We start from the raw sequence: 24,261 nt of genomic DNA, 5'->3' as shown, positions 1-24,261 counted from the left end.
GAGCACCCCGGCCTCGGGCCCCCGGCCCCGGCCTCGGCCTGGGCCCTCGGCTCCGGGCCCCGGTCCCCGGTCCCCGGTCCCCGGCGCAGGGCTTCCACCCCCGGCCCCGGGCCACCCCCCCCCGCAGGACCTCCGTCCCCCGGCCGGCTCCCGCCCCCCGGCCGTCGTGAAAAGTAAAGCAAGCACGCTTGATTGTTTCTGGTGTCGCTGCCATGCTCCTCGCGAAGGCCCGTGAACGCCCGTCCCCGAGGGGAGCGCACCGTGTCCGACCCCGTCGTCGTCCTCGACGACCTGCGCGACGAGAGTGAAGAACTCGACGTGCTGGTAGGCGAGTTGAGCGAGGAGCAGTGGGGTGCGCCGACCCCTGCGCCCGGCTGGACGATCGCCCATCAGATCGCGCATCTCGCGTGGACCGACCGCGCGGCCCTCCTCGCCGCGACCGACCCGGACGCGTTCGCCGTCGAGGCCGGGAAGGCGCTCGCGGCGCCCGACCGGTTCGTCGACGAGGGGGCGGAGGAGGGCGCGAAGGCAGCGCCCGCCGAGCTGCTCGGCCGCTGGCGGGAGGGCCGGGAGCTCCTCCAGGACGCCCTGCGCGCGGTGGCACCCGGTGTCCGGTTTCCCTGGTACGGGCCGCCGATGAGCGCGCCCGCGATGGCCACGGCCCGGCTGATGGAGACCTGGGCGCACGGCCAGGACGTCGCCGACGCCCTCGGGGTCGTCCGGCGGCCCACCGCCCGGCTCCGGCACGTCGCCTGGATCGGCGTACGGGCCCGCGACTACGCCTACCTGGTCCGGGGCGTCCCGGCGCCCGCCGCACCGTTCCGCGTCGAACTGACGGCGCCCGGCGGCGAGTCGTGGACGTACGGACCCGAGGACGCGACGCAGCGGGTCACCGGCCCGGCCCTCGACTTCTGCCTCCTCGTCACCCAGCGCGTCCACCGCGCCGACACCGCCCTGGTCGCGGACGGGGCCGACGCCGAGACGTGGCTCGGCATCGCGCAGGCGTTCGCGGGCCCGGCCGGCGACGGCCGCGCACCCCGGGAGGCGTGACGGTGCTGCGCATCGGCAACGCCTCCGGCTTCTACGGCGACCGCTTCGACGCCGTGCGCGAGATGCTCACCGGCGGCGAACTCGACGTCCTCACCGGCGACTACCTCGCCGAACTGACCATGCTCATCCTCGGCCGCGACCAGCTGAAGGACCCGGCGGCCGGGTACGCCAGAACGTTCCTCCGCCAGATGGAGGAGGGCCTCGGCCTCGCCCACGAGCGGGGCGTGCGGATCGTCGCCAACGCGGGCGGCCTGAACCCGGCCGGGCTCGCCGACGCGCTCCGCGCGCTCGCCGCGAAGCTCGGCCTGCCGACCCGCGTCGCCCACGTCGAGGGCGACCGGCTCACCCCGCCGGACGGCGCGCTGACGTCGAACGCCTACCTCGGCGGCGCCGGGATCGCCGCCTGTCTCACGGCCGGCGCCGATGTCGTCGTCACCGGCCGGGTCACCGACGCCGCCCTCGTCACCGGGCCCGCGCAGTGGCGGTTCGGCTGGGGCCCGGAGGAGTACGACAAGCTGGCGGGGGCGGTGGTCGCCGGGCACGTCCTGGAGTGCGGCACCCAGGCCACCGGCGGCAACTACGCCTTCTTCGCCGGCCACGACCCGAAGCTCCTGCGCCGCCCCGGCTTCCCCCTCGCCGAGATCCACGCCGACGGTTCGTGCGTCGTCACCAAGCACCCCGGCACCGGCGGCCTCGTCGACATCGGCACGGTCACCGCCCAGCTCCTCTACGAGACCGCGGGCGCCCGCTACGCCGGACCCGACGCGACCGCCCGGCTCGACACCGTACGGCTCACCCAGGAGGGTCCCGACCGGGTCCGGATCGACGGTGTCCGGGGGGAGGCGCCGCCACCGGCGCTCAAGGTCGGCCGCAGCAGGCTCGGCGGCTTCCGCAACGAGGTCGTGTTCGTCCTCACGGGCCTCGACATCGACGCCAAGGCGCGGCTGGTGCGCGACCAGGTCGAGGACGCGCTGACGGGCTCCCGGCCCGCGTCCGTGCGGTGGGAGCTGTCCCGCACCGACCGGCCGGACGCCCCCACCGAGGAGACCGCGAGCGCCCTGCTCCGCCTCGTCGTCCGCGACCCCGCCCCGGAGCCCGTCGGCCGGGCCCTCACCGGCGCCGCCATCGAGCTGGCCCTCGCCAGCTACCCCGGCTTCCACGTGACCGCCCCGCCCGGCAAGGGCGCCCCGTACGGCGTCTTCGAGGCCGCGTACGTGCCCGCCGTCGAGGTCCCGCACACCGCGGTCCTCCCCGACGGGACCCGCCGGGAGGTCCCCGTACCGGAGCGGACCCTCGACCTGGCGCCCGTACCCGCGCCGGAACTTCCGCCGCCGCCCGCCCCGGGGCCCACCCTGAGGGCGCCCCTCGGCCGGATCGCCGGGGCCCGCAGCGGCGACAAGGGCGGTGACGCCAACGTCGGCGTCTGGGTCCGCACGGAGGCGGAGTGGCGCTGGCTGGCCCACACCCTCACCGTCGAGCGCTTCCGCGAACTCCTCCCCGAGACGGCGGAGTCGGCCGTCACCCGGCACGTCCTGCCGAACCTGCGGGCCCTCAACTTCACCGTCGCCGGGATCCTCGGCGAGGGCGTGGCCTCCCAGGCCCGCTTCGACCCCCAGGCCAAGGCCCTCGGCGAGTGGCTCCGCTCCCGCGAACTCGACGTACCGGAGGACCTGCTGAGCGCCGTACCGGAGCACCGACGTACCGGAGGACCCGCTGTGACCGCCGTACCGGAACGCCCGACGGAGGGACCCCTGTGACCGTCCTCGCCTCCGCCCTCGACACCGGCGGACCCGACTACGCGGCCCACCGGGCCGCCATGCTGGACAAGCTGACCGCCCTGGAGGCCGAGCACGCCAAGGCCCTCGCGGGCGGCGGCGAGAAGTACACGGCCCGGCACCGCAAGCGCGGCAAGATGCTCGCCCGCGAGCGGATCGAACTGCTCCTCGACCCCGACAGCCCGTTCCTGGAGCTGTCGCCGCTCGCCGCCTGGGGCAGCGACTACACCGTGGGCGCCTCGCTGATCACCGGCATCGGGGTCGTCGAGGGCGTCGAGTGCCTCATCACCGCCAACGACCCGACCGTGCGCGGCGGCGCCTCCAACCCGTGGACGCTGAAGAAGGCCCTGAGGGCCAACGAGATCGCGTTCGCCAACCGGCTGCCCGTCGTCTCCCTCGTCGAGTCCGGCGGCGCCGACCTCCCTTCGCAGAAGGAGATCTTCATCCCCGGCGGGGCGCTCTTCCGGGACCTCACCCGGCTCTCCGCCGCGGGCATCCCGACCGTCGCGGTCGTCTTCGGCAACTCGACGGCCGGCGGCGCCTACGTCCCCGGCATGTCCGACCACACCGTGATGATCAAGGAGCGGTCGAAGGTCTTCCTCGGCGGCCCGCCCCTGGTGAAGATGGCGACGGGGGAGGAGAGCGACGACGAGTCCCTCGGCGGCGCCGCGATGCACGCCCGCACCTCCGGGCTCGCCGACCACTACGCCGTCGACGAGGCCGACGCCCTGCGCCAGGCCCGCCGGATCGTCGCCCGCCTCAACCACCGCAAGGCGCACCCCGACCCGCTGCCCGCCGCGCCGCCGAAGTACGACGAGGACGAGCTGCTCGGGATCGTCCCCGGCGACCTCAAGACCCCCTTCGATCCGCGCGAGGTGATCGCCCGGATCGTCGACGGCTCCGACTTCGACGAGTTCAAGCCGCTGTACGGGCCGTCGCTGGTGACGGGCTGGGCGAGCCTGCACGGCTACCCCGTCGGCGTCCTCGCCAACGCGCAGGGTGTCCTCTTCTCCGCCGAGTCGCAGAAGGCCGCCCAGTTCATCCAGCTCGCCAACCAGCGGGACATCCCGCTCGTCTTCCTCCACAACACCACCGGCTACATGGTCGGCAAGGAGTACGAGCAGGGCGGCATCATCAAGCACGGCGCCATGATGATCAACGCGGTCTCCAACTCCCGCGTCCCCCACCTCTCCGTCCTCATGGGCGCCAGCTACGGCGCCGGCCACTACGGCATGTGCGGCCGGGCCTACGACCCGAGGTTCCTCTTCGCCTGGCCCAGCGCGAAATCCGCCGTCATGGGCCCGCAGCAGCTCGCCGGCGTCCTCTCCATCGTGGCGCGCGCCTCCGCCGCCGCGAAGGGGCAGCCGTACGACGACGAGGCCGACGCCGGGCTCCGCGCCCTCGTCGAGGCACAGATCGAGTCCGAGTCCCTGCCGATGTTCCTGTCCGGCCGCCTCTACGACGACGGGGTCATCGACCCCCGCGACACCCGCACGGTCCTCGGGCTGTGCCTCTCCGCGATCCACACGGCACCGGTCGAGGGCGCGCGCGGCGGCTTCGGCGTCTTCCGAATGTGAGGCACCTCAGATGATTTCGACCGTACTGGTCGCGAACCGGGGCGAGATCGCCTGCCGTGTCTTCCGCACCTGCCGTGAGCTGGGCATCTCCACCGTCGCCGTGTACTCCGACGCGGACGCCGGCGCCCTGCACGTCCGGGAGGCCGACACGGCGGTACGCCTGCCGGGCGCAGCGCCCTCGGAGACGTACCTGCGCGGCGACCTGGTGGTGAAGGCGGCGCTCGCGGCGGGCGCCGACGCCGTCCACCCCGGCTACGGCTTCCTCTCCGAGAACGCCGGCTTCGCGCGGGCGGTGACCGACGCCGGCCTGCTCTGGATCGGCCCGCCGCCCGAGGCCATCGAGGCGATGGCGTCCAAGACCCGCGCCAAGGAGCTCCTCGGCGTCCGGCCGCTGACCGAGGTCACCGAGGCCGACCTGCCCGTCCTGGTGAAGGCGGCGGCGGGCGGCGGCGGCCGCGGCATGCGCGTCGTCCGCGAACTGGACGCGCTGGAGGACGCGTTGCGGGCCGCCTCGGCGGAGGCCGCGAGCGCCTTCGGGGACGGCGAGGTCTTCGTCGAGCCGTACGTGGAGAACGGGCGGCACGTCGAGGTACAGCTCCTCTGCGACACCCACGGCACCGTCTGGGCGCTCGGCACCCGCGACTGCTCGCTCCAGCGCCGCCACCAGAAGGTCGTCGAGGAGGCCCCGGCGCCCGGCCTGCCGGCCGCCCTGGAGGCGTCCCTGCTCGACACGGCCGTCCGCGCGGCGAAGGCCGTCGGCTACACCGGCGCGGGCACGGTCGAGTTCCTCGTCGCCGACGGTCGGGCGTACTTCCTGGAGATGAACACCCGCCTCCAGGTCGAGCACCCGGTCACCGAGGAGGTCCACGGGGTCGACCTCGTCGCCCTCCAGCTCGCCGTCGCCGAGGGCCGGGCCCTTCCGCCCGAACCCCCGGCCCTCCGCGGCCACGCGATCGAGGCCCGCCTCTACGCGGAGGACCCGGCGCGGGAATGGGCGCCGCAGACGGGCGTCCTGCACCGCTTCGACGTCCCGGCGGAGGGCCGCGTGCGGGTCGACACCGGATACGTCTCCGGGGACGCCGTCGGTGTCCACTACGACCCGATGCTCGCCAAGGTGATCGTCCACGCCCCCACCCGCGCCGAAGCGGCCCGCAAGCTCGCCCACACCCTGGCGCGGACCCGCGTCCACGGCCCGGTCACCAACCGGGACCTGCTCGTCGCCTCGCTCCGCCACCCCGAGTACACCGACCCGGAAGCCCTCGACACCGGCTTCTACGAGCGGAACCTGCCCGAGCTGACCACCGCGCCGGCGGGCGAGGCGCACGCCGCGGTCGCCGCCGCACTCGCCGCGGCGGCCGCCGGCACGGGCCGCTTCGGCGGCGGCTGGCGCAACCTCCGCTCGCAGGACGAGACGAGGACGTACGGGGAGCACGAGGTTCGCTACCGGCCGACGCGCGGCGGCGGATACGAGGTCACCGCCCCCGCCGGAGTGCGGGTCGTGTCCGCGGCGCCCGACCTCGTACGGCTCGAAGTCGACGGCGTCGTACGCGACTTCACCGTCGACACCTACGGCGACGGCACCGTCCACGCCGGCCCCCACCGGCTCACCGCCCACCCCCGCTTCACCGACCCCAGCGAACAGACCGCCCCCGGCTCCCTGCTCGCCCCCATGCCCGGCACCGTCGTCCGGGTCGCGGACGGCCTCGCCGTCGGCGACCGGGTCACCGCCGGGCAGCCCCTGCTCTGGCTGGAGGCCATGAAGATGGAGCACCGCGTCACCGCTCCCGCCTCCGGCACGCTCACCGCGCTCCACGCCGCCCCCGGCCGCCAGGTCGAGGTCGGTGCCCTGCTCGCCGTCGTACAGACCGAGGCACTGGAGGAAGACCCCGTATGAGCACCGACATCGAGCCGCAGGAACACACCGAACTCCGGGCCGCCGTCTCCGCCCTCGGCCGGCGCCACGGCCCCGGCTTCGACCGGGCCGCCCTGTGGGCGGAGGCCGGGAAACTCGGCTACCTGGGCGTGAACCTCCCCGAGGAGTACGGCGGCGGGGGCGGCGGCATCGCCGAACTGTCCATCGTCCTGGAGGAGGCCGGCGCCGCCGGGGCCCCGCTCCTGATGATGGTCGTCTCGCCCGCCATCTGCGGCACCGTGATCGCCCGCTTCGGCACGGACGAGCAGAAGCGGGCCTGGCTCCCCGGCCTCGCCGACGGCACCCGCACGATGGCCTTCGGCATCACCGAGCCCGACGCGGGCTCCAACTCGCACCGGATCACCACCACCGCCACCCGCTCCGAGGACGGCTGGGTCCTGAACGGGCGCAAGGTCTTCGTCTCCGGCGTCGACATCGCCGACGCCACGCTCATCGTCAGCCGTGCCTCCGACGCCCGCACGGGCAACCTCAAGCCCTGCCTCTTCATCGTCCCGCGCGACGCCCCCGGCTTCGGCCGCCGGCACATCGAGATGGAACTCGACGCCGACGAGAAGCAGTTCGAGCTCACCCTCGACGACGTCCACCTCCCGGCGGACGCCCTCGTCGGCGACGAGGACGCGGGCCTCCTCCAGCTCTTCGCGGGCCTCAACCCCGAGCGGATCATGACCGCCGCGTTCGCGATCGGCATGGGCCGCCACGCCCTGGAACGGGCGGTCGCCTACGCCAAGGAGCGCCAGGTCTGGAAGGCCCCCATCGGCTCCCACCAGGCCATCGCCCACCCGCTGGCCCAGGCCCACATCGAGCTCGAACTCGCCCGCCTGATGATGCAGAAGGCGGCCCGGCTCTACGACGCCGGCGACGACATCGGCGCGGGCGAGGCCGCCAACATGGCCAAGTACGCGGCGGCGGAGGCGTGCGTCCGGGCCGTCGACACCTCCGTCCACACCCTCGGCGGCAACGGCCTCACCCGCGAGTTCGGCCTCGCCCGGCTCGTCACCGCGGCCCGCGTGGCCCGGATCGCGCCGGTCAGCCGCGAGATGATCCTCAACTACGTGTCGAGCCACACCCTGGGGCTCCCCAAGTCGTACTGAACCCGCTCCCGGTCGTCGACGGCCTTCTCGGGCAGCGCCCGGAGGCCGTCGATCCACTGCCGGGCCTTCGCCTCGAAGTCCACCGCCTGCCGGGCCCGCGTCGCTCGCCCTGCTTCCGACACAGTGCGGAGTCGATTCCGCACAGGTGGGTACCGGTTGTGAACATCCTGTGTACGATCCCGGTCACTTCACAGCGGCCGTACAGCCGCCTCACAGCACTTCGGGAGCTACACGTGTATGCGCCGCCCCACCCCTACCAGCCCGCCCCGCTGCCGGCCCCGCGCCGCTGGTGGCAGCATCCCGCCCTGATCATCAGCCTTCTGGTGATCCTTCCCCCCGCCGGGATAGTCCTGACCTGGACCAGCAGGTGGAGCCGGACGAAGAAGATCGTCGCGACCGTCCTCTCCGGCCTGTGGTTCCTCCTGTTCGCCCTCAGCGACCCGCCGAAGGACACCGGCGGCACCGACCCGAAGCCGGCGACCTCGTCCACCGCCCCGGTCTCCCCGACGCCCACCCCGACGGCCGGGGCCACCACCGAGCCCACCCCGTCGGCGACCCCCACGACCGAGTCCCCGACCGCGACGCCCGAACCGACCGCGGAACCGACGACCGAGGCGCCGACGACCAAGGCGCCGGAGCCCACCCCCACGAAGAGCCGCACCCCGGCGGCGCGTCCGTCGAACCGCCAGCCCGAGACCGCCGAACCCACCGCGACCGCCGACGAGTCGAACGTCTACTACGCCAACTGCACGGCCGTCCGCGCCGCCGGCGCCGCCCCCATCCGCATCGGCGACCCCGGCTACGACAGCCACCTCGACCGCGACGGCGACGGCGTGGCCTGCGAACGCTGACCCGCGCCGGATTTCGGGCCGCCCCCGTCCGGGGGCGGCCCGCGCTGTCCCCGGCGTCAGCTCTGCTTGTCGTCCTCGCCCTCGGGGCACCAGCCGGGGGCGTCGCCCAGGGCCGTGACCTCGGAGATCCAGCGGAGGGCCGCCGCCTCGAAGTCGGTGTGGCCGACGTCGTGGTGGGCGGCGACGTAGCGCAGGGCGGGGGACTTCTCCTTCCAGTACTTCGTCCGGAGGGAGGAGGCGCGGAGGAAGATCTCGGCTCCGACGGCGTTGGCGTGGAAGGTCAGTTCCAGTTCCCGAGGGCGCTGTCCGTCGTGCGTCCGGTCGGTGAGGAGGAAGCCCTGGACCGCGTAGACGTGGTACTCGGTGCGGGGGATCGTCCCCGTGAAGATCCGGGAGGTGTCGCAGTCGTAGCCCGCGGCGGAGAAGGCGTCGAACACCGCCTGGTGCAGGGGGGTTCCGGTGACGCGGACGACGTCGTTGTCGGTCTGGGACTTGATGCCCTCGGCGTCGACCTCGGTGTGCAGGGTCAGCAGGGCGCCCTTGAGCTCCTGCCCGTCGAGCTCGGAGAGCGGGGTCTCCCACTTGACGCGGTGCCGGAAGTGTATGCGCCTCTCCCCGCCCTTCTTCAGGGTGAAGTAGCCGCTCGCGCTGACGTAGTCGAACCGGTCGCCCTCCTGCTCGCCGTCGCCGTCGCCCTTGTGGAACAGGGGCGCGTTCGCGGTCAGTCGCAGCGTCACGGAGCCCACTTCGATGTCCCGTTCGGGGGCGCGCACCACGACCTCACCGGTGAGCAGGCCCCCGGGCCGCGCCGGCTCGGATTGCACGATCGTGTCGATTTCGAGCGGTATCCCGCCCCTGCCCAGAAGACGCTTGAAGACCATGCGCGCAGGCTAATCGGTCGGTGTCACCCTCCGGGAGTCGGAGCCCCGTACCGCGCGTGCGTCGCGGCGGCGGCGGGGGAAGGCGGCGAGGTAGCAGGCGAGGCTGAAGAGGAGGATGGAGAGGCTGACGGCGAGGCCCGCGAGGGCGAAGGGGCCGAGGTCGGAGAGGGTGCCGGTCAGGCCCATGTGGCGGTCCTCGCGGTGTAGGAGCGCCACAGGGAGGTGCCCATCCAGTAGGTGCGGATGAGCTGGAACACCAGCTCGGGCAGGAGGAGGGCGCAGGTCAGCATGGCCTTCCAGCCCAGTGGGGCGACGCGGAGGGCGGAGAAGAGGGACGAGGCGAGCAGGATGATCAGCCACAGCGGATCACCGGCGGCGCCGCCGCTCTCCACGACCTGGCTCACCCAGACGGCCATCCAGCCGAAGCTGTAGGCGAAGCCGAGCAGGCCGAGCACGTACTGGACGATGGAGAGCCGGGTGTGCTGGGTCCAGCCGCGCCGGCGCATGATGTCGAGGGTGCCGCGGACCCAGCGTTCCCGCTGGCGGACGAGGTCGCCGAGGCGGGGCATCAAGTCCGTGTAGGCGACGACGTACTGGTTGGCGGTCACGCGCCAGCCCGCCTCCTTCAGCGCGAGCGTGGTCTCGTAGTCCTCGACGAGGTTGCCGCTGTGCTGCCAGAAGACCTCGTCGCGGGCGTCGATCAGTTCCTGGAGGGCGGCGGCGCGGTAGAAGGAGCCGGCGCCGGCCATGGTGTGGACGCCGCTGCGGGCCCTGGTGTGGGCGTACCGGCCGTACTCGATGATCTGCATGCCGGTCAGGAAGCGCTGCCAGGGGTTCCGCCACAGCCCGGTCCTGCCGTAGCAGGTGGCGCTGACGCCGCCGAGGGTCGGGTCGGACTCCATGACGTGGCGGGCGCGTTCGACGAAGCCGGGGTGGAGGCTGGTGTCGGCGTCCATGACGAGGACGTACCGCGCGGTGGCGTCGAGCCGTCCGGTCTCGGCGCCGAGCCGGGCGAGCGCGTGGTTGAGGGCGCCGGCCTTCTTGTGCGGGTTGTCGGGGAGGTCCAGGACGCGCGTCGGCGGGGTGCCGGGCCGCGCGGCGAAGTCGAGGGCGGCCTGTTCCGTGCCGTCCGTCGAGTTGTTGACGACGACCACGATGAGGTCGGGCCGGCGGGTCTGGGCGGCGAGGGATTCCAGGGAGGCGAGGATTCCCGCCTCCTCGTCACGGGCCGGGATCACGACGACGGTGTCGTGGCGGGCCTGGCCGTGGAGGGGTGTTCGCGGGGAGGTCGCGAGGTGGGTGGTCAAGGCCGAAGTCGCCATGAGGAGGCTCCAGTTGGTCGTGGATCGAAAGGCCGGCACACGACGCTGTGCACCTGGTTCGCCGGCAGAACTCATGATCACACAACGGGGTTGCTTGGTCCGGACCTGTCCGGGTATGCAGCGCCGTAGGGTCATACGGAGTTCTTTCTCCGGCAACTTCCCTGATGCGCTGGGGAGTTCGGAGTGGGGAGGAAGGGGCGATTTCGGAAGCCCGGCCGGGTCCGGCGTCCGGAACCTTTCGTCCCGCGTTCACCGCGCCGCATCATGCCCCCAAAATCATGCATGCGTGCTTGATTGTTCTTCGCGGTCCTGACAGGGTCTCCCCAAGTCGCACCGGTACCAGCGATCCTGGCGCACACCTTCCACCTCTACCGGGGGTCTTCCATGGTGTTCCACAGCGCGTACGAGGACGTTCCCACCGTCTCCCTGCCCATCCACGACGCCGTACTCGGCGGCGCCGCGGAGTACGGCGACACCCCCGCCCTGATCGACGGCACCGGCGGCGCCGAGGCGCTGACCCTCACGTACGGCCAGGTCGACGCCTTCCACCGGCTCGTCGCCGCCGGCCTCGCCGAGGCGGGACTCCGCAAGGGCGACGTCCTCGCCCTGCACAGCCCCAACACCGTGCTCTTCCCGATCGCCTTCTACGCCGCCACCCGGGCCGGCGCGGCCGTCACCACCGTCCACCCGCTGGCCACGCCCGAGGAGTTCGCCAAGCAGCTCCGCGACTCCTCGGCCCGCTGGATCGTCACCGTCTCGCCGCTGCTCGCCTCCGCCCGCGCGGCGGCCGAACTCGCGGGCGGCGTCGAGGAGATATTCGTCTGCGACCAGGCGCCCGAAGGCGAGGGCGTGCGGTCGCTGCAGTCCTTCCTCGCCTGCACCGGACCCGTCCCGGACCACGCCGTCGACCCCGACGAGGACGTCGCCGCCCTCCCGTACTCCTCCGGCACCACCGGCGTCCCCAAGGGCGTCATGCTCACCCACACGTCCATCGCCACGAACCTCGCCCAGCTGGACCCGTTCGTCCCCATGGGACCCGGCGACCGGATCCTCGCGGTCCTCCCCTTCTTCCACATCTACGGGCTCACGGCCCTCATGAACGCACCCCTGCGCCGGGGCGCCACCGTGGTCGTCCTGCCCCGCTTCGAGCTCGACACCTTCCTCGGCGCCATCCAGAACCACCGCATCAACGGCCTCTACGTGGCCCCGCCGATCGTCCTCGCCCTCGCCAAGCACCCGGCCGTCGCCGACTACGACCTGTCGTCCCTGGAGTACATCGTCAGCGCCGCCGCCCCGCTCGACGCGGCCCTCGCCGCGGCGTGCTCCGACCGGCTCGGGCTCCCGCCGGTCCGCCAGGCGTACGGGATGACCGAGCTGTCCCCGGCCACCCACGTCGTCCCGCTCGACGCCGAGAACCCCCCGCCCGGGACCGTCGGCCGGCTGCTGCCCTCCACCGAGATGCGCATCCTGTCCCTCGACGACCCGGCGAAGGACGCGGCACCCGGCGAGGACGGCGAGGTCGCCATCCGGGGACCCCAGGTCATGAAGGGATACCTGGGCCTGCCCGACGCCACCGCCGCCATGATCGACGCCGACGGCTGGGTGCACACCGGCGACATCGGACGCGTCGACGAGGACGGCTGGCTCCACGTCGTCGACCGGGTCAAGGAACTGATCAAGTACAAGGGCTTCCAGGTCGCCCCCGCCGAACTCGAAGCCCTCCTCCTCACCCACGAGGGCATCGCCGACGCCGCCGTCATCGGCGTCATCGGCACCGACGGCACCGAGATCCCCAAGGCGTTCGTCGTACGCCAGCCCACCGCCCCCGGACTCACCGCCGCGGAGGTCCTCGCGCACGTCGCCGCGCGCGTCTCCCCGTACAAGAAGGTCCGCGCCGTGGAGTTCATCGACACCGTCCCCCGGGCAGCGTCCGGGAAGATCCTCCGCAGAGAGTTGAGGGACCGCGCATGACCCTGGTGACCACCACCGAGGAACGGGGCATCACCACCCTCGCCCTGAACTCCCCCGACACCCGCAACGCCCTCTCCGCCCCCCTCGTCGCCGAACTCGCCGACGCGCTCACCGCCTGCGGCAAGGACCTCGCCGTCCGCGCCGTCGTCCTCACCCACACCGGCACCACCTTCAGCGCCGGCGCCGACCTGAAGGCACCCCCGAGCCCGTACGCCTTCGTCGACCTGCTCCGCCAGATCGTCGAACTGCCGAAACCCGTCGTCGGCCACGTCACCGGCCACGCCCGCGCCGGCGGCCTCGGCCTGCTCGGCGCCTGCGACGTCGTCGTCGCCGCCGACGCGGCCGACTTCGCCCTCACCGAGGTGCGCATCGGCGTCGCGCCCGCCGTCATCTCCCTGACCCTGCTCCCCAGGCTGGAACCGCGCGCCGCCGCCCGGTACTACCTGACCGGCGAGCGGTTCGGTGTCCCCGAGGCGATCGCCATGGGCCTGGTGACCACCCGCGACACCGAGCTCGGCGCCGTCCTCGACGCCCTGCGCGCGGGCTCCCCGCAGGGCCTGCGGGAGGCGAAACGACTGGTCACCGCTAGAGTCCTGGAAACCTTCGAACGCGACGCGGAGGACCTGGTCCAGAGGTCGGCCACGCTCTTCGCCTCCGCCGAGGCACGCGAAGGGATGACGGCCTTCCTCGAACGACGGGACCCCGCATGGCGGCTCTGACCGCACCCAAGCCGGACCGGAACCCCAAGCAGGACAGGAGCCGCGCCACCCGGCAGCGGCTCCTGGAAGCGGCCGTGGCCTGCCTGGCCGAGCACGGCTGGGCGGGTTCCACGGTCGCCGTCGTCGCCGAACGGGCGGGCGTCTCCCGGGGCGCCGCCCAGCACCACTTCCCGACCCGCGAGGACCTGTTCACCGCCGCAGTCGAGTACGTCGCCGAGGAACGGTCCCACGCCCTGCGCGACCTGCCCTCCCGCGACCGCAAGGACGCCGTCGCGGCCCTCGTCGACCTCTACACCGGCCCCCTCTTCCGGGCCGCGCTGCACCTCTGGGTGGCCGCCGCCGACGAGGAGCAGCTCCGCGCCCGCGTCACCGAGCTGGAGGCCCGCGTCGGCCGCGAGTCGCACCGCATCGCGGTCGAGCTGCTCGGCGCCGACGAGTCCCGCCCCGGCGTCCGCGAGACCGTCCAGGGCCTCCTCGACATGGCCCGCGGCCTGGGCCTCGCCACCCTCCTCACGGACGACCGCGCCCGCCGGGAACGCGTGGTGTCCCAGTGGGCGCGGCTGGTGGAAGAGGCGCTCAGCACGTAAGGGGTGTCCTGCCGGCAGGGCCGGGCTCGCGAGCCCGACGAGCGGCAGGACACCCCCCAGGGGGTACGGGCCCGGGCGGGCCGCCGGTCAGACGCCCGGGATCGCGCGCGCCCGGAAGGCGTCGCGCACCGCGTCCGCCGCGGCCGTGCCGTACATCTTCCGCGCGGTCGCGACCGTCGTCAGCGCCGCGTCCCGGAAGCTGGTGTCCGCGGCGAAGCCGAACTGGGCGTTCACGATGATCCGGTCCGCCGTACGGGCGCCGAGCCTGCCCCGGATGTCGAACAGGGCCCGGGACCAGATCTCGCCGTCGGCGTGGACCTCGCCCTCCACGTCCGCGTACGTCTTCGTGCCGTCGACCCGGCGCAGGCAGTGCGGGGCCGCGCTGTACCCGGTCGAGTCCCAGTCGCCGACGCACGCCTGGTCGGCCTTCATCGGCCAGCCGTACTTCGCGACCGCGTGCGTGCCCACGGCCACCGCCAGGTAGTCGCCGAACGCCTCGCCGATCGCCCCGGCCTCCGGGGAGGAGCCGAAGCCGGGCACCTGGGCGTCGTGCACGGCGTGGCCGTACTCGTGGACGATCACCTCGGCGTCCTCGGCGTCGTCCACACCGCCCTTGCCGAAGCGGATCTCGCCCTTCTTGTCGGTGAAGAAGGAGTTGTCGGCGCCCCACTGGTTGAGCCGGACCGGCTGGACCCGGTCGTTCGCACCCGGCAGCTCGCTGCCGAAACCGAGACCCTGGAGGTACTCCTGCGCCTCGTTGACCCAGAAGTACGCCATGACCTGCTCGAAACCGTCGTCGGACCGGTTGTACGAACCGGCGTCGGCGACCAGCGCGGGCTTGCCCGTCTCGGAGCGGACCGCCGCCCACCGCCCCGACAGGCCGCCGCTCGCGTCCAGGTTGCGCAGGGCGACGGAGGCGTACGCGGAGGCCGGGACGTCGCCCGCCGCGTCCTTGTGGTCCGCGAGGGACTGGTCGCCCGAGGACTGGACCGGGTTCACCATGAAGACCCGGGCCTGGGGCGGCGCGGCGGCGACGGCGCCCGGGGACGGGAGCAGGGCGACGGCGGCCGTGCCGGCGACGGCGACCGCGGCGACCAGGCCACGAGGGGTGCGGCGGGTCATGGACATCCTCCTGCGTTGGGCTGCTGCGACCGAAAGGTTGGCGTGTACTCAACACGCGTGGCGGCGATCTTCGCGCACCCCCGGCCCTTTGAACAGCCCCCCGACCCCACGCCGGCGACGTGACCCGGACCACATCCCTCCGCGCCCCGCCGCAGTACTCTGTTCGCATGCCTACGCTCGTACGCCGTCGCCACGTGGACTTCGTCCGCGTCACGAGCATGAGCTGTCGCCGCTCCGCCTGACCCTCACGGCACCGGGGCACCACACCACGCCCCCCGCCCCCGGGTCCCCTCGTCAGAGCCCCCAGCCGACCGGCACCCGTGGCCCCCGCCCCACCCTCAGGCGGCCGCCCCGGGCACCCGTAGACCCCGCGGACGCAACCCATGACGCACAGCTCGTACTCCCCGCCCCGGACCCGCACCCCGCAGACCGGTGGCTCGTACGCCTCCCAGCTCCCCATCGTCGACCTCGCCGCCGCCGACCGCGGCCCCCAGGCGCGCAAGCTCCTCCACGCCCAGCTCCACTCCGCCGCCCACGACGTCGGCTTCTTCCAGCTCGTCGGACACGGCGTGACCGATGCCGAGACCCGGGCCCTCACCTCCGCCATGCGCGCCTTCTTCGCGCTGCCCGAGGCCGACCGGCTCGCCATCGACAACATCAACTCGCCGCACTTCCGCGGCTACACCCGCATCGGCGACGAGCGCACCGCCGGCGCCCGCGACTGGCGCGACCAGCTCGACATCGGCGCCGAGCGCCCCGCGCGCACCCCCGCCCCCTGGGAAGCCCCCTACTGGTGGCTCGAAGGCCCCAACCAGTGGCCCGCCGCCCTCCCCGAGCTGCGCACCGCCGCCCTGCACTGGATCGACCGCCTCAGCGGCGTCGCCGAGCGCCTCCTGCACGAACTGCTCGCCTCCATCGGCGCGCCCGTGGACTTCTACGACGACATCTTCGGCCCCCGCGCCCACCCGCACCTCAAGCTGGTGCGCTACCCCGGCAGCAGCGGCGAGGGCGACGGCCAGGGCGTCGGCGCCCACAAGGACTACGGCTTCCTCACCCTGCTGCTCCAGGACCAGGTCGGCGGCCTCCAGGTCCAGCGCGAGGACGGCGCGTTCCACGACGTGCCGCCGCTGCCCGGCGCCTTCGTCGTCAACCTGGGGGAACTCCTCGAAGTCGCCACGAACGGCTACCTCGTCGCGACCAACCACCGGGTCGTCTCCCCGCCCGGGGCCACGGAGCGCTACTCCGTCCCGTTCTTCTACAACCCGCGGCTCGACGCCCGGATCGCCCCGCTCGACTTCCCGTACGCGGACCGGGCCCCCGGCGTCACCGCCGACCCGGCCAACCCGCTCTTCGCCGAGTACGGCCGCAACGAGCTGAAGGGCAAGCTCCGCGCCCACCCGCTGGTGGCGGCCCGCCACCACGCGGACCTCCTGCTCCACCCGGAGGCCCAGCCGGCGCTGTCGGCCTAGGCGGCGCCTTGCCGATCGGGCTCGCGGCCCTTGCGCGCCGCCCGCGCGGCGACGGCCCTGACTGTGCGGGTCGGGCCGTCGTCGTGGCAGGTGGCGGCGGGCGGGATCAGCCCGCGATGTCCCCGTACCCCTCGATCTCGCGCGGGTCCCGACGGCCGGGACCCGTGTAACGGGCCGACGGACGCACCAGCCGCCCGGTGCGCTTCTGCTCCAGGATGTGCGCCGACCAGCCGGCCGTCCGGGCACAGCTGAACATCGACGTGAACATGTGCGCCGGGACCTCGGCGAAGTCCAGCACGATCGCCGCCCAGAACTCCACGTTCGTCGCCAGGATCCGGTCCGGACGCCGGTTGTGCAGCTCCTCCAGAGCGGCCTTCTCCAGCGCCTCCGCGACCTCGAAACGCGGCGCGGCCAGCTCGCGGGCGGTACGGCGCAGCACGCGCGCGCGGGGGTCCTCGGCGCGGTAGACGCGGTGCCCGAAGCCCATCAGGCGCTCGCCCTTGTCGAGGGCCTGCTTCACGTACGCCGTCGCGTCGCCGGTCCGCTCGATCTCCTCGACCATGCCGAGGACCCGGGAGGGCGCGCCGCCGTGCAGCGGGCCCGACATGGCGCCCACGGCGCCCGACAGCGCGGCCGCCACGTCGGCACCGGTCGAGGCGATGACGCGGGCGGTGAACGTGGACGCGTTCATGCCGTGCTCGGCGGCCGACGTCCAGTACGCGTCGACGGCCTTGACGTGCTTCGGGTCCGGCTCGCCGCGCCAGCGGATCATGAACCGCTCGACGACGGACTCGGCCTTGTCGATCTCGCCCTGCGGCACCATCGGCTGGCCCTGGCCGCGCGCCGACTGCGCCACGTACGACAGCGCCATCACGGCCGCGCGGGCCAGGTCGTCGCGGGCCTGCTCGGCGGAGATGTCCAGCAGCGGCTTCAGGCCCCACACCGGCGCCAGCATCGCCAGCGCCGACTGCACGTCGACCCGGATGTCACCGGAGTGCACCGGGATCGGGAACGGCTCGGCGGCCGGCAGGCCCGGGTTGAACGCGCCGTCGACGAGCAGGCCCCAGACGTTCCCGAACGACACGTGACCGACGAGATCCTCGATGTCGACCCCGCGGTAGCGCAGCGCGCCGCCTTCCTTGTCGGGCTCGGCGATCTCCGTCTCGAACGCGACGACTCCCTCAAGCCCGGGTACGAAGTCGGACATCAGGCGGCTCCTCTAATCGATGATCGATCAAACGTGCGATCGATGGGGGGACTCAACAGTCATCCAGCGAAAGAGTCTGTACGGTTTCGATGATGCGGGGAAAGGTGACATCCGGCACACTGCGCCGACCCGGCGACAAAGGATTAGGGCCACGTGGTGCCGGGCAGACTGCGCCGCTGCGGCAGGATGACCCTGTGACCGACGCTCTGGACCCCGCCGACATGCGCGAGCAGTACCGCACCACGGAGCTCTCCGCGGCCGACCTCGCGCCCGAGCCGATCGCGCAGTTCACCCGCTGGTTCAAGGAGACCGCCGCCAATCCGGCGATCCACGAGCCGAACGCGATGATCGTCTCCACCGCGACCCCCGACGGCCGCCCGTCCTCCCGGACGGTCCTCCTCAAGCACTACGACGACGCCGGCTTCGTCTTCTTCACCAACTACGGCTCCCGCAAGGGCGAGGAACTGGCGGCCAACCCCCACGCCTCGCTCCTCTTCCCCTGGCACCCCCTCGCCCGCCAGGTCATCGTCACCGGCCGCGCCGTCCGCACCGGCCGTGACGAGACGGTCGCCTACTTCCGCACCCGCCCCCACGGCTCCCAGCTCGGCGCCTGGGCCAGCCCCCAGTCCACCGTCATCCCCTCCCGCGCGGACCTCCTCGCCCGCTACGACGAGCTCGCCGCCCGCTATCCCGCCCACGAGCAGGTCCCCGTCCCGCCCGAATGGGGCGGCATCCGCGTCGTCCCCGACACCGTCGAATTCTGGCAAGGCCACGAGAACCGCCTCCACGACCGCCTCCGCTACGTCCGCGACGGCGAGACCTGGCACGTGGAACGCCTCGCCCCCTGACCCCACGGGCCCCGGGAACGCAGACGACCCGTGAGTCTTGGCACCGTCCGCCTAGGTTCGGACGGAGCCTGCCGGCCGGACTGCCGGCGACTCACGGGTCGGGTGACTGCGGTGGTGTTCGGCAGAGGACCTGCCGAGGTGCACAGAGTGCGACTGGCAGGCCCTAGCCCGCAGTCACCTCACGAGTCCGAAAAGAAATCATGTTTTCGGATCACCTCCTTTCGCGTGTACCCACACCCTAGGAAGCGCCCCCACGCGCCTCAACCCATTTATTCAAATCGCGGAACAGGGGTGTGCTCTGCGTCACGTTCCAGTTGAATGGCGGGAGTATGGGGGGAGTGCCTGATGAGTGCTTTCACGGGGTCCGCCAGCGAGACCGCTTCCGTGCCGGGGGCGGGGGGCGAGCTGTTGGCCGCGCTGCTGGACGGGATGGACGCGGCGTTGTGCGCGTTCGACGCCGAGGGGACGGTGACGCACTGGAACCGGGAGGCGGAGCGGATCCTCGGGTGGTCGGCGGGGGAGGCGGTCGGGCGGCGCGGGTTCGGCGGGTGGGCGGCGCGGAGCGCGGACGCCGAGGAGACGCTGGGCCGGCTGATGGGGACGATGAAGGGCCCCGGGCGGCAGGTGCACGAGTTCGTGCTGCTGCGCAAGGACGGCGGGCGGGTGCTCGTGCGCAGCCAGGCGGCGGGGGTGCGGGGGGCGGACGGTGGCCCGGTCGGCGTGTACTGCGCGTTCAGTGAGGTCCACGTACAGCTGGATCTCGAACGGTCGGTGGCCCTGAGCGAGGCGCTGTTCCAGGACGCGTCGTGGGGGGTCGTGCTGGTGGACGCCGATCTGCGGCCCGCCGTGGTCAACGGCCACGCGGCCCGGGCCTTCGGGACGGGGCGTACGGCGCTGCTCGGACGGCCGCTCGGCGACGTCGTCGTGCACGGCGCCGAGGAGCTGGAGGCGGCCCTCCAGCACGTCCTGGCGGAGGGGACGCCCCCGGCGCCCGCCGAGGTGTGGGTGACGCTGCGGACGGCCTCCGGGGAGCGGCGCCGCTGCTGGCGCAGCGGCTTCCTGCTGCTGTCGTCGCCGATGGCGGAGGAGCCGGTGCCGCTGGGGGTGGCGTGGCTCTTCCAGGACGTGACGGAGGAGCGGCTCGCGGCGCGCGAGGCGGACCGGATGCGGTTCCGGTGGAGCCAGCTGCACCGGGCGGGTGCGGCGGCCGCGGAGTGCGAGGACCCGGACGAGGCCGCGACGGTCCTGCTCGACTTCGCGCTGGCCGGTTTCGCGGACCACGCCCTGGTCGACCGGGTGGCGGGGGAGCGGCGTCTGACGCGGGCCCTCGCCACGCCCGCGGGCGCCCCCGGCCCGTCGTCCCCGGTCGTCGGCGGCGGCATCCCGCTGCGGTACGGGCCGCGGCATCCGGCGCTCCAGGCGTGGGACCGGCTCGGCACGGTGCGGGCGAGCGCGGGCCGCACGGCCGAGGTGTGGGCGGAGGCCCACCAGTGGCCGGGGGACGCGGCACACGCCCTGTGCCTCGTGCTGCGCTCCCGGGGCCGGACGGTCGGCGTGCTGACCTTCCTGCGGGCGGCCTGCCGGGCGCCCTTCGAGCGGGAGGACGTGGTGTTCGGGGAGACGGTGGCGGCCCGGGCGGCGGCGCTGCTCGATCTCGCGGGCGGGGAAGGCCGGGACGGCAGGGCTTCCTAGGCGTACGCCCACGGCGGAGCGCCCCAGGCGTACGCCCAGGGCCCCGGCCGCCGTCCCCGTACACCCACTTTTTTGTGGGTACTTGTCGGGTCCCGGCGCCCGGGGGAACCTGGTGGTGGCCCGGAGCGAGAGGGGAAGAAGGACCGGGCCTCAGGAAGCGGCGGCGGTCCTGGCCGCCGTGAGCCGGTCGAGCCGGCGATGGCCCCAGTCGGACAACGGGCCGAGCAGTTCGGACAGTTCACGTCCGTACGCCGTCAGGGAGTAGACGGTCTTCGGGGGCAGTACGTCGTGCACCTCGCGGTGTACGAGGTCGTGCGCCTCCATCTCCCGCAATGCCTCGGTCAGCACTTTCTCGCTGATCGCGGGGAGTTCGCGGCGCAGTTCGCCGGGCCGGCGCGGGCCGGATTCCAGCAGCCACAGCAGCGACGTCTTCCATTTGCCGTCGAGCACGGCGATCGCGGCCGTCACTCCGCAGACGTCGGTGTCCTGGGCCCGGAGGCGTGTCATGCGCGTTCCTCTCGTTCGCCGGCTTCGCCGGTCACCTCTGTATCTCATCCATGTGCAAGGGAGTTCCTCCGTGTCTTCTTCCATGTCCCCTTCCCTGTCCCCTTCCGAGTCGTCTTCCGTTCGCCGGCTCTCCGTGACGGTTCTGGGGCTCGGCCCGATGGGCCGTGCGCTGGCCGGCGCGTTCCTGGACGCCGGTGTGCGGACCACCGTGTGGAACCGCACTCCGGGCCGGGAGGGGGATCTCGCCGAGCGGGGCGCGGTCCTGGCCGGGAGCGCCGAGGAGGCGGTGGCCGCGAGCGCGCTGACGGTCGTGTGCCTGGTCAACTACGACGCCACGGACGCGGTCCTGCGGCAGCCGGCGGTCACGGCCGCGCTCAAGGGGCGGACGGTGGTCAACCTGAGCGCCGACACCCCGGTGCGGTCCCGGGACACCGGCCGCTGGGCCGACGAGCACGGCATCGGCTATGTGGACGGCGCCATCATGACGCCGACGCCGAGCATCGGGACGCCCGCCGGGGTGTTCCTGTACAGCGGTCCCGAGCCGCTCTACCGCGAGCACGCGCCGGTGCTCGACGCCCTGGGCGGTGTCCACACCCATCTCGGTGAGGACATCGGCCGGGCGGCCGCCTACGACGTCGCGCTGCTCGACATCTTCTGGACGTCGATGACGGGGTACGTGCACGCCCTGGCGCTGGCCCGCGCCGAGGGGATCTCCGCCCGCGAGCTCGCGCCGTTCGCGCGGGGCATCGGGGCGATCCTGCCGCCGCTGTTCGAGGAGTGGGCGGACGACGTGGACGGCGGCGGCTACTCGGGCGAGGGCAATCCGCTCACCTCGGCCGTGTCCACGATGGGCCATGTGGTGCACGCCGCCGAGGCCCACGGCATCGACGCGACCGTCATGCGCGCCGCCGAGGCGCTGGCCGTCCGCGCGGTGGACCTGGGGCACGGCGCGGACGGCTTCACCCGTGTCACCCAGGTCCTGGACCACGCCTGAGGCGCCGGCGCGGCCCTCGCCCCGTCGGCGGGGGCCGCACCCCCGCCCTGTCGTTGCTACCTTTCGTTTTGTCGAGTGAAAGCGCATGGCTTCACTCATCAAGCGAGGGGGCACCGGCGTGCTGACCGAGGAACGGCGTGAGGCGATCCTGCGGATGGTGGAGGACCGGGGATCGGTCACGGTGAAGGAGGCGGCGGCGGAGATGGGCGTCTCTGCCGTCACCGTTCGGCAGGACGTCCGTGACCTGGCGAATCGTGGGCTCGTCGTCCGGGTGCACGGCGGCGCGATGTCTCCGGCCGCCGCCGGGCAGGGCGCCGCGCCGGGTTCCGGGGCGGCCCGGTCCGCACCCCGGCAGGGGCCCTCGTTCGGTCTGGTCGTCCCGCCGGGCGACTACTACTACCCCGAGATCGTCCGCGGGGTGCAGGAAGCGGCCCGCAAGCAGGGGGTCCGGGTCGTGCTCGCCGTCTCCGGCGAGACGCTGGACGAGATCCGGGAGCAGGCGCGGCGGCTCGTCGCGGCCGGCGCCGACGGGCTGCTGCTGATGCCGCGGGCGGGGATCGAGCCCGCGGAGGACGTCGAGCGCTGGCTGGCGGGTCTCGACACCCCGGCCGTGCTCGTCGACCGCCGGGCCGGCGGGGACGCCGGGCGCCTGGAGCAGGTGGCGTCCGACCACGCCCATGGCGCGGGCCTCGCCGTCCGGCATCTCGCCGGACTCGGGCACGGGCGGATCGCCCTGATCGCCAGGGTCGAGAGCCCCAACACGGTGCTGATCAGGGAGGGTTACGCGGCGGCCTGCCGGGAGCTGGGTCTGGAGGCGGGGCCCGAGTACCGGATCGAAGGGGCTGAGGGGCCGACGGTCACCGGGTGGTTCGAAGAGCTGGTCCGGGCGGTCGAGGCGGGGGACGTGGGGGCCGCGCTGGTCCACAACGACCTCGACGCCGTCACCCTGGTCGGCCTGCTCCAGGCGCGCGGGCTGCGGGTTCCGGACGACCTGGCGATCGTGACGTACGACGACGAGGTCGCGGAGCTGAGCGACGTCCCGCTGACCGCGGTGGCACCGCCGAAGAGGGCCGTGGGTGCCTGGGCGGTCGAGCTGCTGCGGCGGCGCCTCGCCGATCCGGCCGCGCCGCTGGCCGAGCTGCTGCTCCGTCCGGAGCTGCGGGTCCGTGCCTCCAGTGGGGCTCGGGTGGGGCCCGACACCCCCTCGTAGCTTTCACTTGCTTTCACATCGACCCAAGTGAAGCTGAAAGCATTGACGAGTGAAAGTACCTGGCGAATGATGCCGTTCGACGCCTCAGCGAACGAACGGTGTACTCCATGCTTCGCAGAACCACATCCGCCCTGATCTGCTCCCTCACCGCCCTCGGCCTCCTCGCCACCGGCTGCGGGGGAGCCGACGACGCCGCCTCCCCGCGCGCGGGCGGGACCGGCAAGGTCACCTTCTGGTCCTTCGTCAAGGGCTCCGACCAGGTGGCCGACGCCTTCAACCGCAGCCACCCGGGCATCGAGGTGACGTTCGAGACCGTTCCGTCGGGCCAGGAGTACTACTCCAAGCTCACCAACGCCGTGAAGGCGGGCACGGCGCCGGACGTCGCGGTCGTCGAGTACCCGCAACTGCCCGAGTTCGCCGCCCAGGGCAAGGTCGAGGACCTGAGCGGAACGCTCGGGCCGGTCGTGGAACAGCGGTTCCCCGAAGCCGCCCGGCAGCTCGTCGACCTCGGCGGCAGGACCTGGGGCGTCCCCCGCGACGCGGCCCCCCTCATGCTCTTCTACCGCAAGGACTTCTTCACCCGGCACAAGATCGCCGTGCCCACCACCTGGGACTCCTACCGGACGATGACGGAGCAGGTGAGGACGGCGGATCCCGGCGCCCGCGGCGGTGTCCTCTTCACCGACAACCCCGGCCTGCTGACCGCCTTCGCCTGGCAGGCCGGCGGACAGTGGTTCAGCGCCGGGAAGGACTCCTGGAAGGTCGGCATCGACGACGCCCCCTCCAGGAAGGCCGCCGCGTACTGGGGCGACCTCGCCCGCAAGGACCTCGTCCGGTCGCTGAGCTCCCTGGACCCGTTCTGGACGAGCGTGCAGAAGAACCGGACCGTCGCCTACGTCTGCGCCAGCTGGTGCGCCGGAGCGCTCCAGGCCACCGTCCCCGACCAGAAGGGGAAGTGGGCCGTCGCGCCCGTGCCGTCCTGGGACGGCAAGCCGGCCTCGGCCATGTACGGAGGCTCCTCCTTCGTGATCCCCAAGGGGGCCCGCAACAGCGCGGCCGCCGCGGAGTTCATCAAGTGGATCACCACCGACCCCGAGGGCATGAAGGCATGGGTGTCCTCGGGCACCAGCAGCATGTTCCCGGCCGACCCGGCGCTCGTACCCGTCACGAAGGCCGCCTTCGGGACCGCGTACTACGGCGGCCAGGACGTGTACGCCGTGGCGAAGACCTCCTACGACGCGGTCCCGCCCGGCTGGACCTGGGGCCCGGCCATGGCCGCCACCAACACCGCCCTCGTGGACGAACTCCCCAAGGTCGCCGACGGCACCGTCTCCCTGCCGACGGTCCTCTCCCAGGTCCGGCGGACGACCGTCGCGCAGATGAAGCAGCGCGGCATACAGGTCACCGCCCCGTAGCGGCCGCCGGCCCCGCCCCCCGCTCCACCCGCCCCGCCCC

At 73.2% G+C, this 24,261-nt stretch carries 21 protein-coding genes; 15 read left to right on the top strand and 6 right to left on the bottom strand.

The window, feature by feature from the left end; genetic code table 11:
* Positions 1 to 261: 261 nt before the first annotated feature.
* The 6 genes from ACFVZH_RS12240 (at position 262) to ACFVZH_RS12215 (ending at position 8,277) form a co-directional block, all read left to right on the top strand.
* Positions 262 to 1,050, top strand: a complete 789-nt coding sequence (locus ACFVZH_RS12240; protein WP_384895934.1) for a TIGR03084 family metal-binding protein — start codon at positions 262 to 264, stop codon at positions 1,048 to 1,050.
* Positions 1,047 to 2,807 carry an acyclic terpene utilization AtuA family protein gene (locus tag ACFVZH_RS12235; RefSeq protein ID WP_384895932.1) on the top strand — a complete coding sequence of 587 codons (1,761 nt, stop codon included), beginning with the start codon at positions 1,047 to 1,049 and terminating at the stop codon, positions 2,805 to 2,807. The genes ACFVZH_RS12240 and ACFVZH_RS12235 overlap by 4 nt, the downstream gene beginning before the upstream one ends.
* Positions 2,804 to 4,402: an acyl-CoA carboxylase subunit beta gene (locus ACFVZH_RS12230; protein ID WP_384895930.1), complete on the top strand. Its 1,599-nt coding sequence runs from the start codon at positions 2,804 to 2,806 to the stop codon at positions 4,400 to 4,402. The genes ACFVZH_RS12235 and ACFVZH_RS12230 overlap by 4 nt, the downstream gene beginning before the upstream one ends.
* Positions 4,403 to 4,412: 10 nt before the next feature.
* Positions 4,413 to 6,296: an acetyl/propionyl/methylcrotonyl-CoA carboxylase subunit alpha gene (locus ACFVZH_RS12225; protein ID WP_384895928.1), complete on the top strand. Its 1,884-nt coding sequence runs from the start codon at positions 4,413 to 4,415 to the stop codon at positions 6,294 to 6,296.
* Positions 6,293 to 7,426, top strand: a complete 1,134-nt coding sequence (locus ACFVZH_RS12220; RefSeq protein ID WP_384895926.1) for an acyl-CoA dehydrogenase family protein — start codon at positions 6,293 to 6,295, stop codon at positions 7,424 to 7,426. The genes ACFVZH_RS12225 and ACFVZH_RS12220 overlap by 4 nt, the downstream gene beginning before the upstream one ends.
* Before the next feature lie 233 nt (positions 7,427 to 7,659).
* The gene (locus tag ACFVZH_RS12215; RefSeq protein WP_384895924.1) at positions 7,660 to 8,277 is read left to right on the top strand and encodes an excalibur calcium-binding domain-containing protein; all 618 of its coding nucleotides are present in this window, start codon (positions 7,660 to 7,662) and stop codon (positions 8,275 to 8,277) included.
* A 56-nt stretch (positions 8,278 to 8,333) separates the two neighbouring features.
* Here ACFVZH_RS12215 and ACFVZH_RS12210 read toward each other — a convergent pair whose 3' ends face one another.
* Genes ACFVZH_RS12210 through ACFVZH_RS12200 form a run of 3 tightly spaced genes read right to left on the bottom strand, consistent with a single transcriptional unit; the run spans position 8,334 to position 10,480 of the window.
* Positions 8,334 to 9,158, bottom strand: coding sequence for a sporulation protein (locus ACFVZH_RS12210; RefSeq protein WP_384895922.1), 825 nt, complete (start codon positions 9,156 to 9,158; stop codon positions 8,334 to 8,336).
* Between the two features lie 9 nt (positions 9,159 to 9,167).
* Positions 9,168 to 9,344 carry a hypothetical protein gene (locus ACFVZH_RS12205; RefSeq protein ID WP_384895920.1) on the bottom strand — a complete coding sequence of 59 codons (177 nt, stop codon included), beginning with the start codon at positions 9,342 to 9,344 and terminating at the stop codon, positions 9,168 to 9,170.
* On the bottom strand, positions 9,335 to 10,480 hold the full coding sequence (locus ACFVZH_RS12200) for a glycosyltransferase (RefSeq protein WP_384895918.1): 1,146 nt from the start codon (positions 10,478 to 10,480) through the stop codon (positions 9,335 to 9,337). The genes ACFVZH_RS12205 and ACFVZH_RS12200 overlap by 10 nt, the downstream gene beginning before the upstream one ends.
* A 384-nt stretch (positions 10,481 to 10,864) precedes the next feature.
* On the opposite strand from ACFVZH_RS12200, the gene ACFVZH_RS12195 reads away from it, so the two are divergent.
* Genes ACFVZH_RS12195 through ACFVZH_RS12185 form a run of 3 tightly spaced genes read left to right on the top strand, consistent with a single transcriptional unit; the run spans position 10,865 to position 13,757 of the window.
* The gene (locus ACFVZH_RS12195; protein ID WP_384895916.1) at positions 10,865 to 12,451 is read left to right on the top strand and encodes an AMP-binding protein; all 1,587 of its coding nucleotides are present in this window, start codon (positions 10,865 to 10,867) and stop codon (positions 12,449 to 12,451) included.
* Positions 12,448 to 13,170 carry an enoyl-CoA hydratase family protein gene (locus tag ACFVZH_RS12190; RefSeq protein ID WP_384895914.1) on the top strand — a complete coding sequence of 241 codons (723 nt, stop codon included), beginning with the start codon at positions 12,448 to 12,450 and terminating at the stop codon, positions 13,168 to 13,170. The genes ACFVZH_RS12195 and ACFVZH_RS12190 overlap by 4 nt, the downstream gene beginning before the upstream one ends.
* A complete protein-coding gene (locus ACFVZH_RS12185; protein ID WP_384895912.1) occupies positions 13,158 to 13,757 on the top strand; it encodes a TetR/AcrR family transcriptional regulator in 600 nt (199 codons plus the stop codon). The genes ACFVZH_RS12190 and ACFVZH_RS12185 overlap by 13 nt, the downstream gene beginning before the upstream one ends.
* 87 nt (positions 13,758 to 13,844) lie before the next feature.
* Here ACFVZH_RS12185 and ACFVZH_RS12180 read toward each other — a convergent pair whose 3' ends face one another.
* Entirely contained in the window at positions 13,845 to 14,879 is a 1,035-nt protein-coding gene (locus ACFVZH_RS12180) for a M4 family metallopeptidase (protein ID WP_384895910.1), read from the bottom strand.
* A gap of 383 nt (positions 14,880 to 15,262) precedes the next feature.
* On the opposite strand from ACFVZH_RS12180, the gene ACFVZH_RS12175 reads away from it, so the two are divergent.
* Positions 15,263 to 16,348 (top strand): isopenicillin N synthase family dioxygenase, encoded by a 1,086-nt coding sequence (locus ACFVZH_RS12175; protein WP_384895908.1) that lies wholly within the window; start codon positions 15,263 to 15,265, stop codon positions 16,346 to 16,348.
* A 106-nt stretch (positions 16,349 to 16,454) separates the two neighbouring features.
* Here the strand turns inward: ACFVZH_RS12175 and ACFVZH_RS12170 are convergent, their stop codons facing one another.
* Positions 16,455 to 17,555 carry a citrate synthase 2 gene (locus ACFVZH_RS12170; protein ID WP_384895906.1) on the bottom strand — a complete coding sequence of 367 codons (1,101 nt, stop codon included), beginning with the start codon at positions 17,553 to 17,555 and terminating at the stop codon, positions 16,455 to 16,457.
* Positions 17,556 to 17,776: 221 nt separating this feature from the next.
* On the opposite strand from ACFVZH_RS12170, the gene pdxH reads away from it, so the two are divergent.
* Together pdxH and ACFVZH_RS12160 are read left to right on the top strand one after the other, a co-directional pair.
* Positions 17,777 to 18,403 (top strand): pyridoxamine 5'-phosphate oxidase, encoded by a 627-nt coding sequence (gene pdxH, locus ACFVZH_RS12165; protein ID WP_384895962.1) that lies wholly within the window; start codon positions 17,777 to 17,779, stop codon positions 18,401 to 18,403.
* Between the two features lie 345 nt (positions 18,404 to 18,748).
* Complete coding sequence (locus ACFVZH_RS12160) at positions 18,749 to 20,095, top strand: PAS domain-containing protein (protein WP_384895904.1); 1,347 nt, start codon at positions 18,749 to 18,751, stop codon at positions 20,093 to 20,095.
* A 150-nt stretch (positions 20,096 to 20,245) separates the two neighbouring features.
* Here the strand turns inward: ACFVZH_RS12160 and ACFVZH_RS12155 are convergent, their stop codons facing one another.
* Entirely contained in the window at positions 20,246 to 20,602 is a 357-nt protein-coding gene (locus ACFVZH_RS12155; RefSeq protein ID WP_384895903.1) for a winged helix-turn-helix transcriptional regulator, read from the bottom strand.
* 82 nt (positions 20,603 to 20,684) lie between these two features.
* Between ACFVZH_RS12155 and ACFVZH_RS12150 the strand changes: the two genes are divergently transcribed.
* The 3 genes from ACFVZH_RS12150 to ACFVZH_RS12140 all read left to right on the top strand — a co-directional run bounded on the left by ACFVZH_RS12150 (position 20,685) and on the right by ACFVZH_RS12140 (position 24,221).
* Complete coding sequence (locus ACFVZH_RS12150) at positions 20,685 to 21,596, top strand: NAD(P)-dependent oxidoreductase (protein ID WP_384895960.1); 912 nt, start codon at positions 20,685 to 20,687, stop codon at positions 21,594 to 21,596.
* A gap of 85 nt (positions 21,597 to 21,681) precedes the next feature.
* Positions 21,682 to 22,806 (top strand): substrate-binding domain-containing protein, encoded by a 1,125-nt coding sequence (locus tag ACFVZH_RS12145; RefSeq protein WP_384895901.1) that lies wholly within the window; start codon positions 21,682 to 21,684, stop codon positions 22,804 to 22,806.
* Between the two features lie 107 nt (positions 22,807 to 22,913).
* Positions 22,914 to 24,221 carry an ABC transporter substrate-binding protein gene (locus ACFVZH_RS12140; protein WP_384895899.1) on the top strand — a complete coding sequence of 436 codons (1,308 nt, stop codon included), beginning with the start codon at positions 22,914 to 22,916 and terminating at the stop codon, positions 24,219 to 24,221.
* Positions 24,222 to 24,261: the final 40 nt, after the last annotated feature.

This window comes from Streptomyces sp. NPDC059534 (assembly GCF_042743475.1).
Taxonomy (GTDB): Bacteria; Actinomycetota; Actinomycetes; order Streptomycetales; family Streptomycetaceae; genus Streptomyces.
The sequence above is the reverse complement of the archived record's forward strand: the minus strand, read 5'-3'. Positions and strand labels throughout refer to the sequence as shown.

Bases quoted from the DNA above. Each gene is read 5' to 3' on its own strand.
- ACFVZH_RS12225 (WP_384895928.1), top strand. From the start codon at position 4,413: ATGATTTCGACCGTACTGGTCGCGAACCGGGGCGAGATCGCCTGCCGT.
- ACFVZH_RS12220 (WP_384895926.1), top strand. From the start codon at position 6,293: ATGAGCACCGACATCGAGCCGCAGGAACACACCGAACTCCGGGCCGCC.
- ACFVZH_RS12210 (WP_384895922.1), bottom strand. From the start codon at position 9,158: ATGGTCTTCAAGCGTCTTCTGGGCAGGGGCGGGATACCGCTCGAAATC.
- ACFVZH_RS12205 (WP_384895920.1), bottom strand. From the start codon at position 9,344: ATGGGCCTGACCGGCACCCTCTCCGACCTCGGCCCCTTCGCCCTCGCG.
- ACFVZH_RS12200 (WP_384895918.1), bottom strand. From the start codon at position 10,480: ATGGCGACTTCGGCCTTGACCACCCACCTCGCGACCTCCCCGCGAACA.
- ACFVZH_RS12195 (WP_384895916.1), top strand. From the start codon at position 10,865: ATGGTGTTCCACAGCGCGTACGAGGACGTTCCCACCGTCTCCCTGCCC.
- ACFVZH_RS12190 (WP_384895914.1), top strand. From the start codon at position 12,448: ATGACCCTGGTGACCACCACCGAGGAACGGGGCATCACCACCCTCGCC.
- ACFVZH_RS12185 (WP_384895912.1), top strand. From the start codon at position 13,158: ATGGCGGCTCTGACCGCACCCAAGCCGGACCGGAACCCCAAGCAGGAC.
- ACFVZH_RS12180 (WP_384895910.1), bottom strand. From the start codon at position 14,879: ATGACCCGCCGCACCCCTCGTGGCCTGGTCGCCGCGGTCGCCGTCGCC.
- ACFVZH_RS12175 (WP_384895908.1), top strand. From the start codon at position 15,263: ATGACGCACAGCTCGTACTCCCCGCCCCGGACCCGCACCCCGCAGACC.
- ACFVZH_RS12170 (WP_384895906.1), bottom strand. From the start codon at position 17,555: ATGTCCGACTTCGTACCCGGGCTTGAGGGAGTCGTCGCGTTCGAGACG.
- pdxH (WP_384895962.1), top strand. From the start codon at position 17,777: ATGCGCGAGCAGTACCGCACCACGGAGCTCTCCGCGGCCGACCTCGCG.
- ACFVZH_RS12160 (WP_384895904.1), top strand. From the start codon at position 18,749: ATGAGTGCTTTCACGGGGTCCGCCAGCGAGACCGCTTCCGTGCCGGGG.
- ACFVZH_RS12155 (WP_384895903.1), bottom strand. From the start codon at position 20,602: ATGACACGCCTCCGGGCCCAGGACACCGACGTCTGCGGAGTGACGGCC.
- ACFVZH_RS12150 (WP_384895960.1), top strand. From the start codon at position 20,685: ATGTCCCCTTCCCTGTCCCCTTCCGAGTCGTCTTCCGTTCGCCGGCTC.
- ACFVZH_RS12145 (WP_384895901.1), top strand. From the start codon at position 21,682: ATGGCTTCACTCATCAAGCGAGGGGGCACCGGCGTGCTGACCGAGGAA.
- ACFVZH_RS12140 (WP_384895899.1), top strand. From the start codon at position 22,914: ATGCTTCGCAGAACCACATCCGCCCTGATCTGCTCCCTCACCGCCCTC.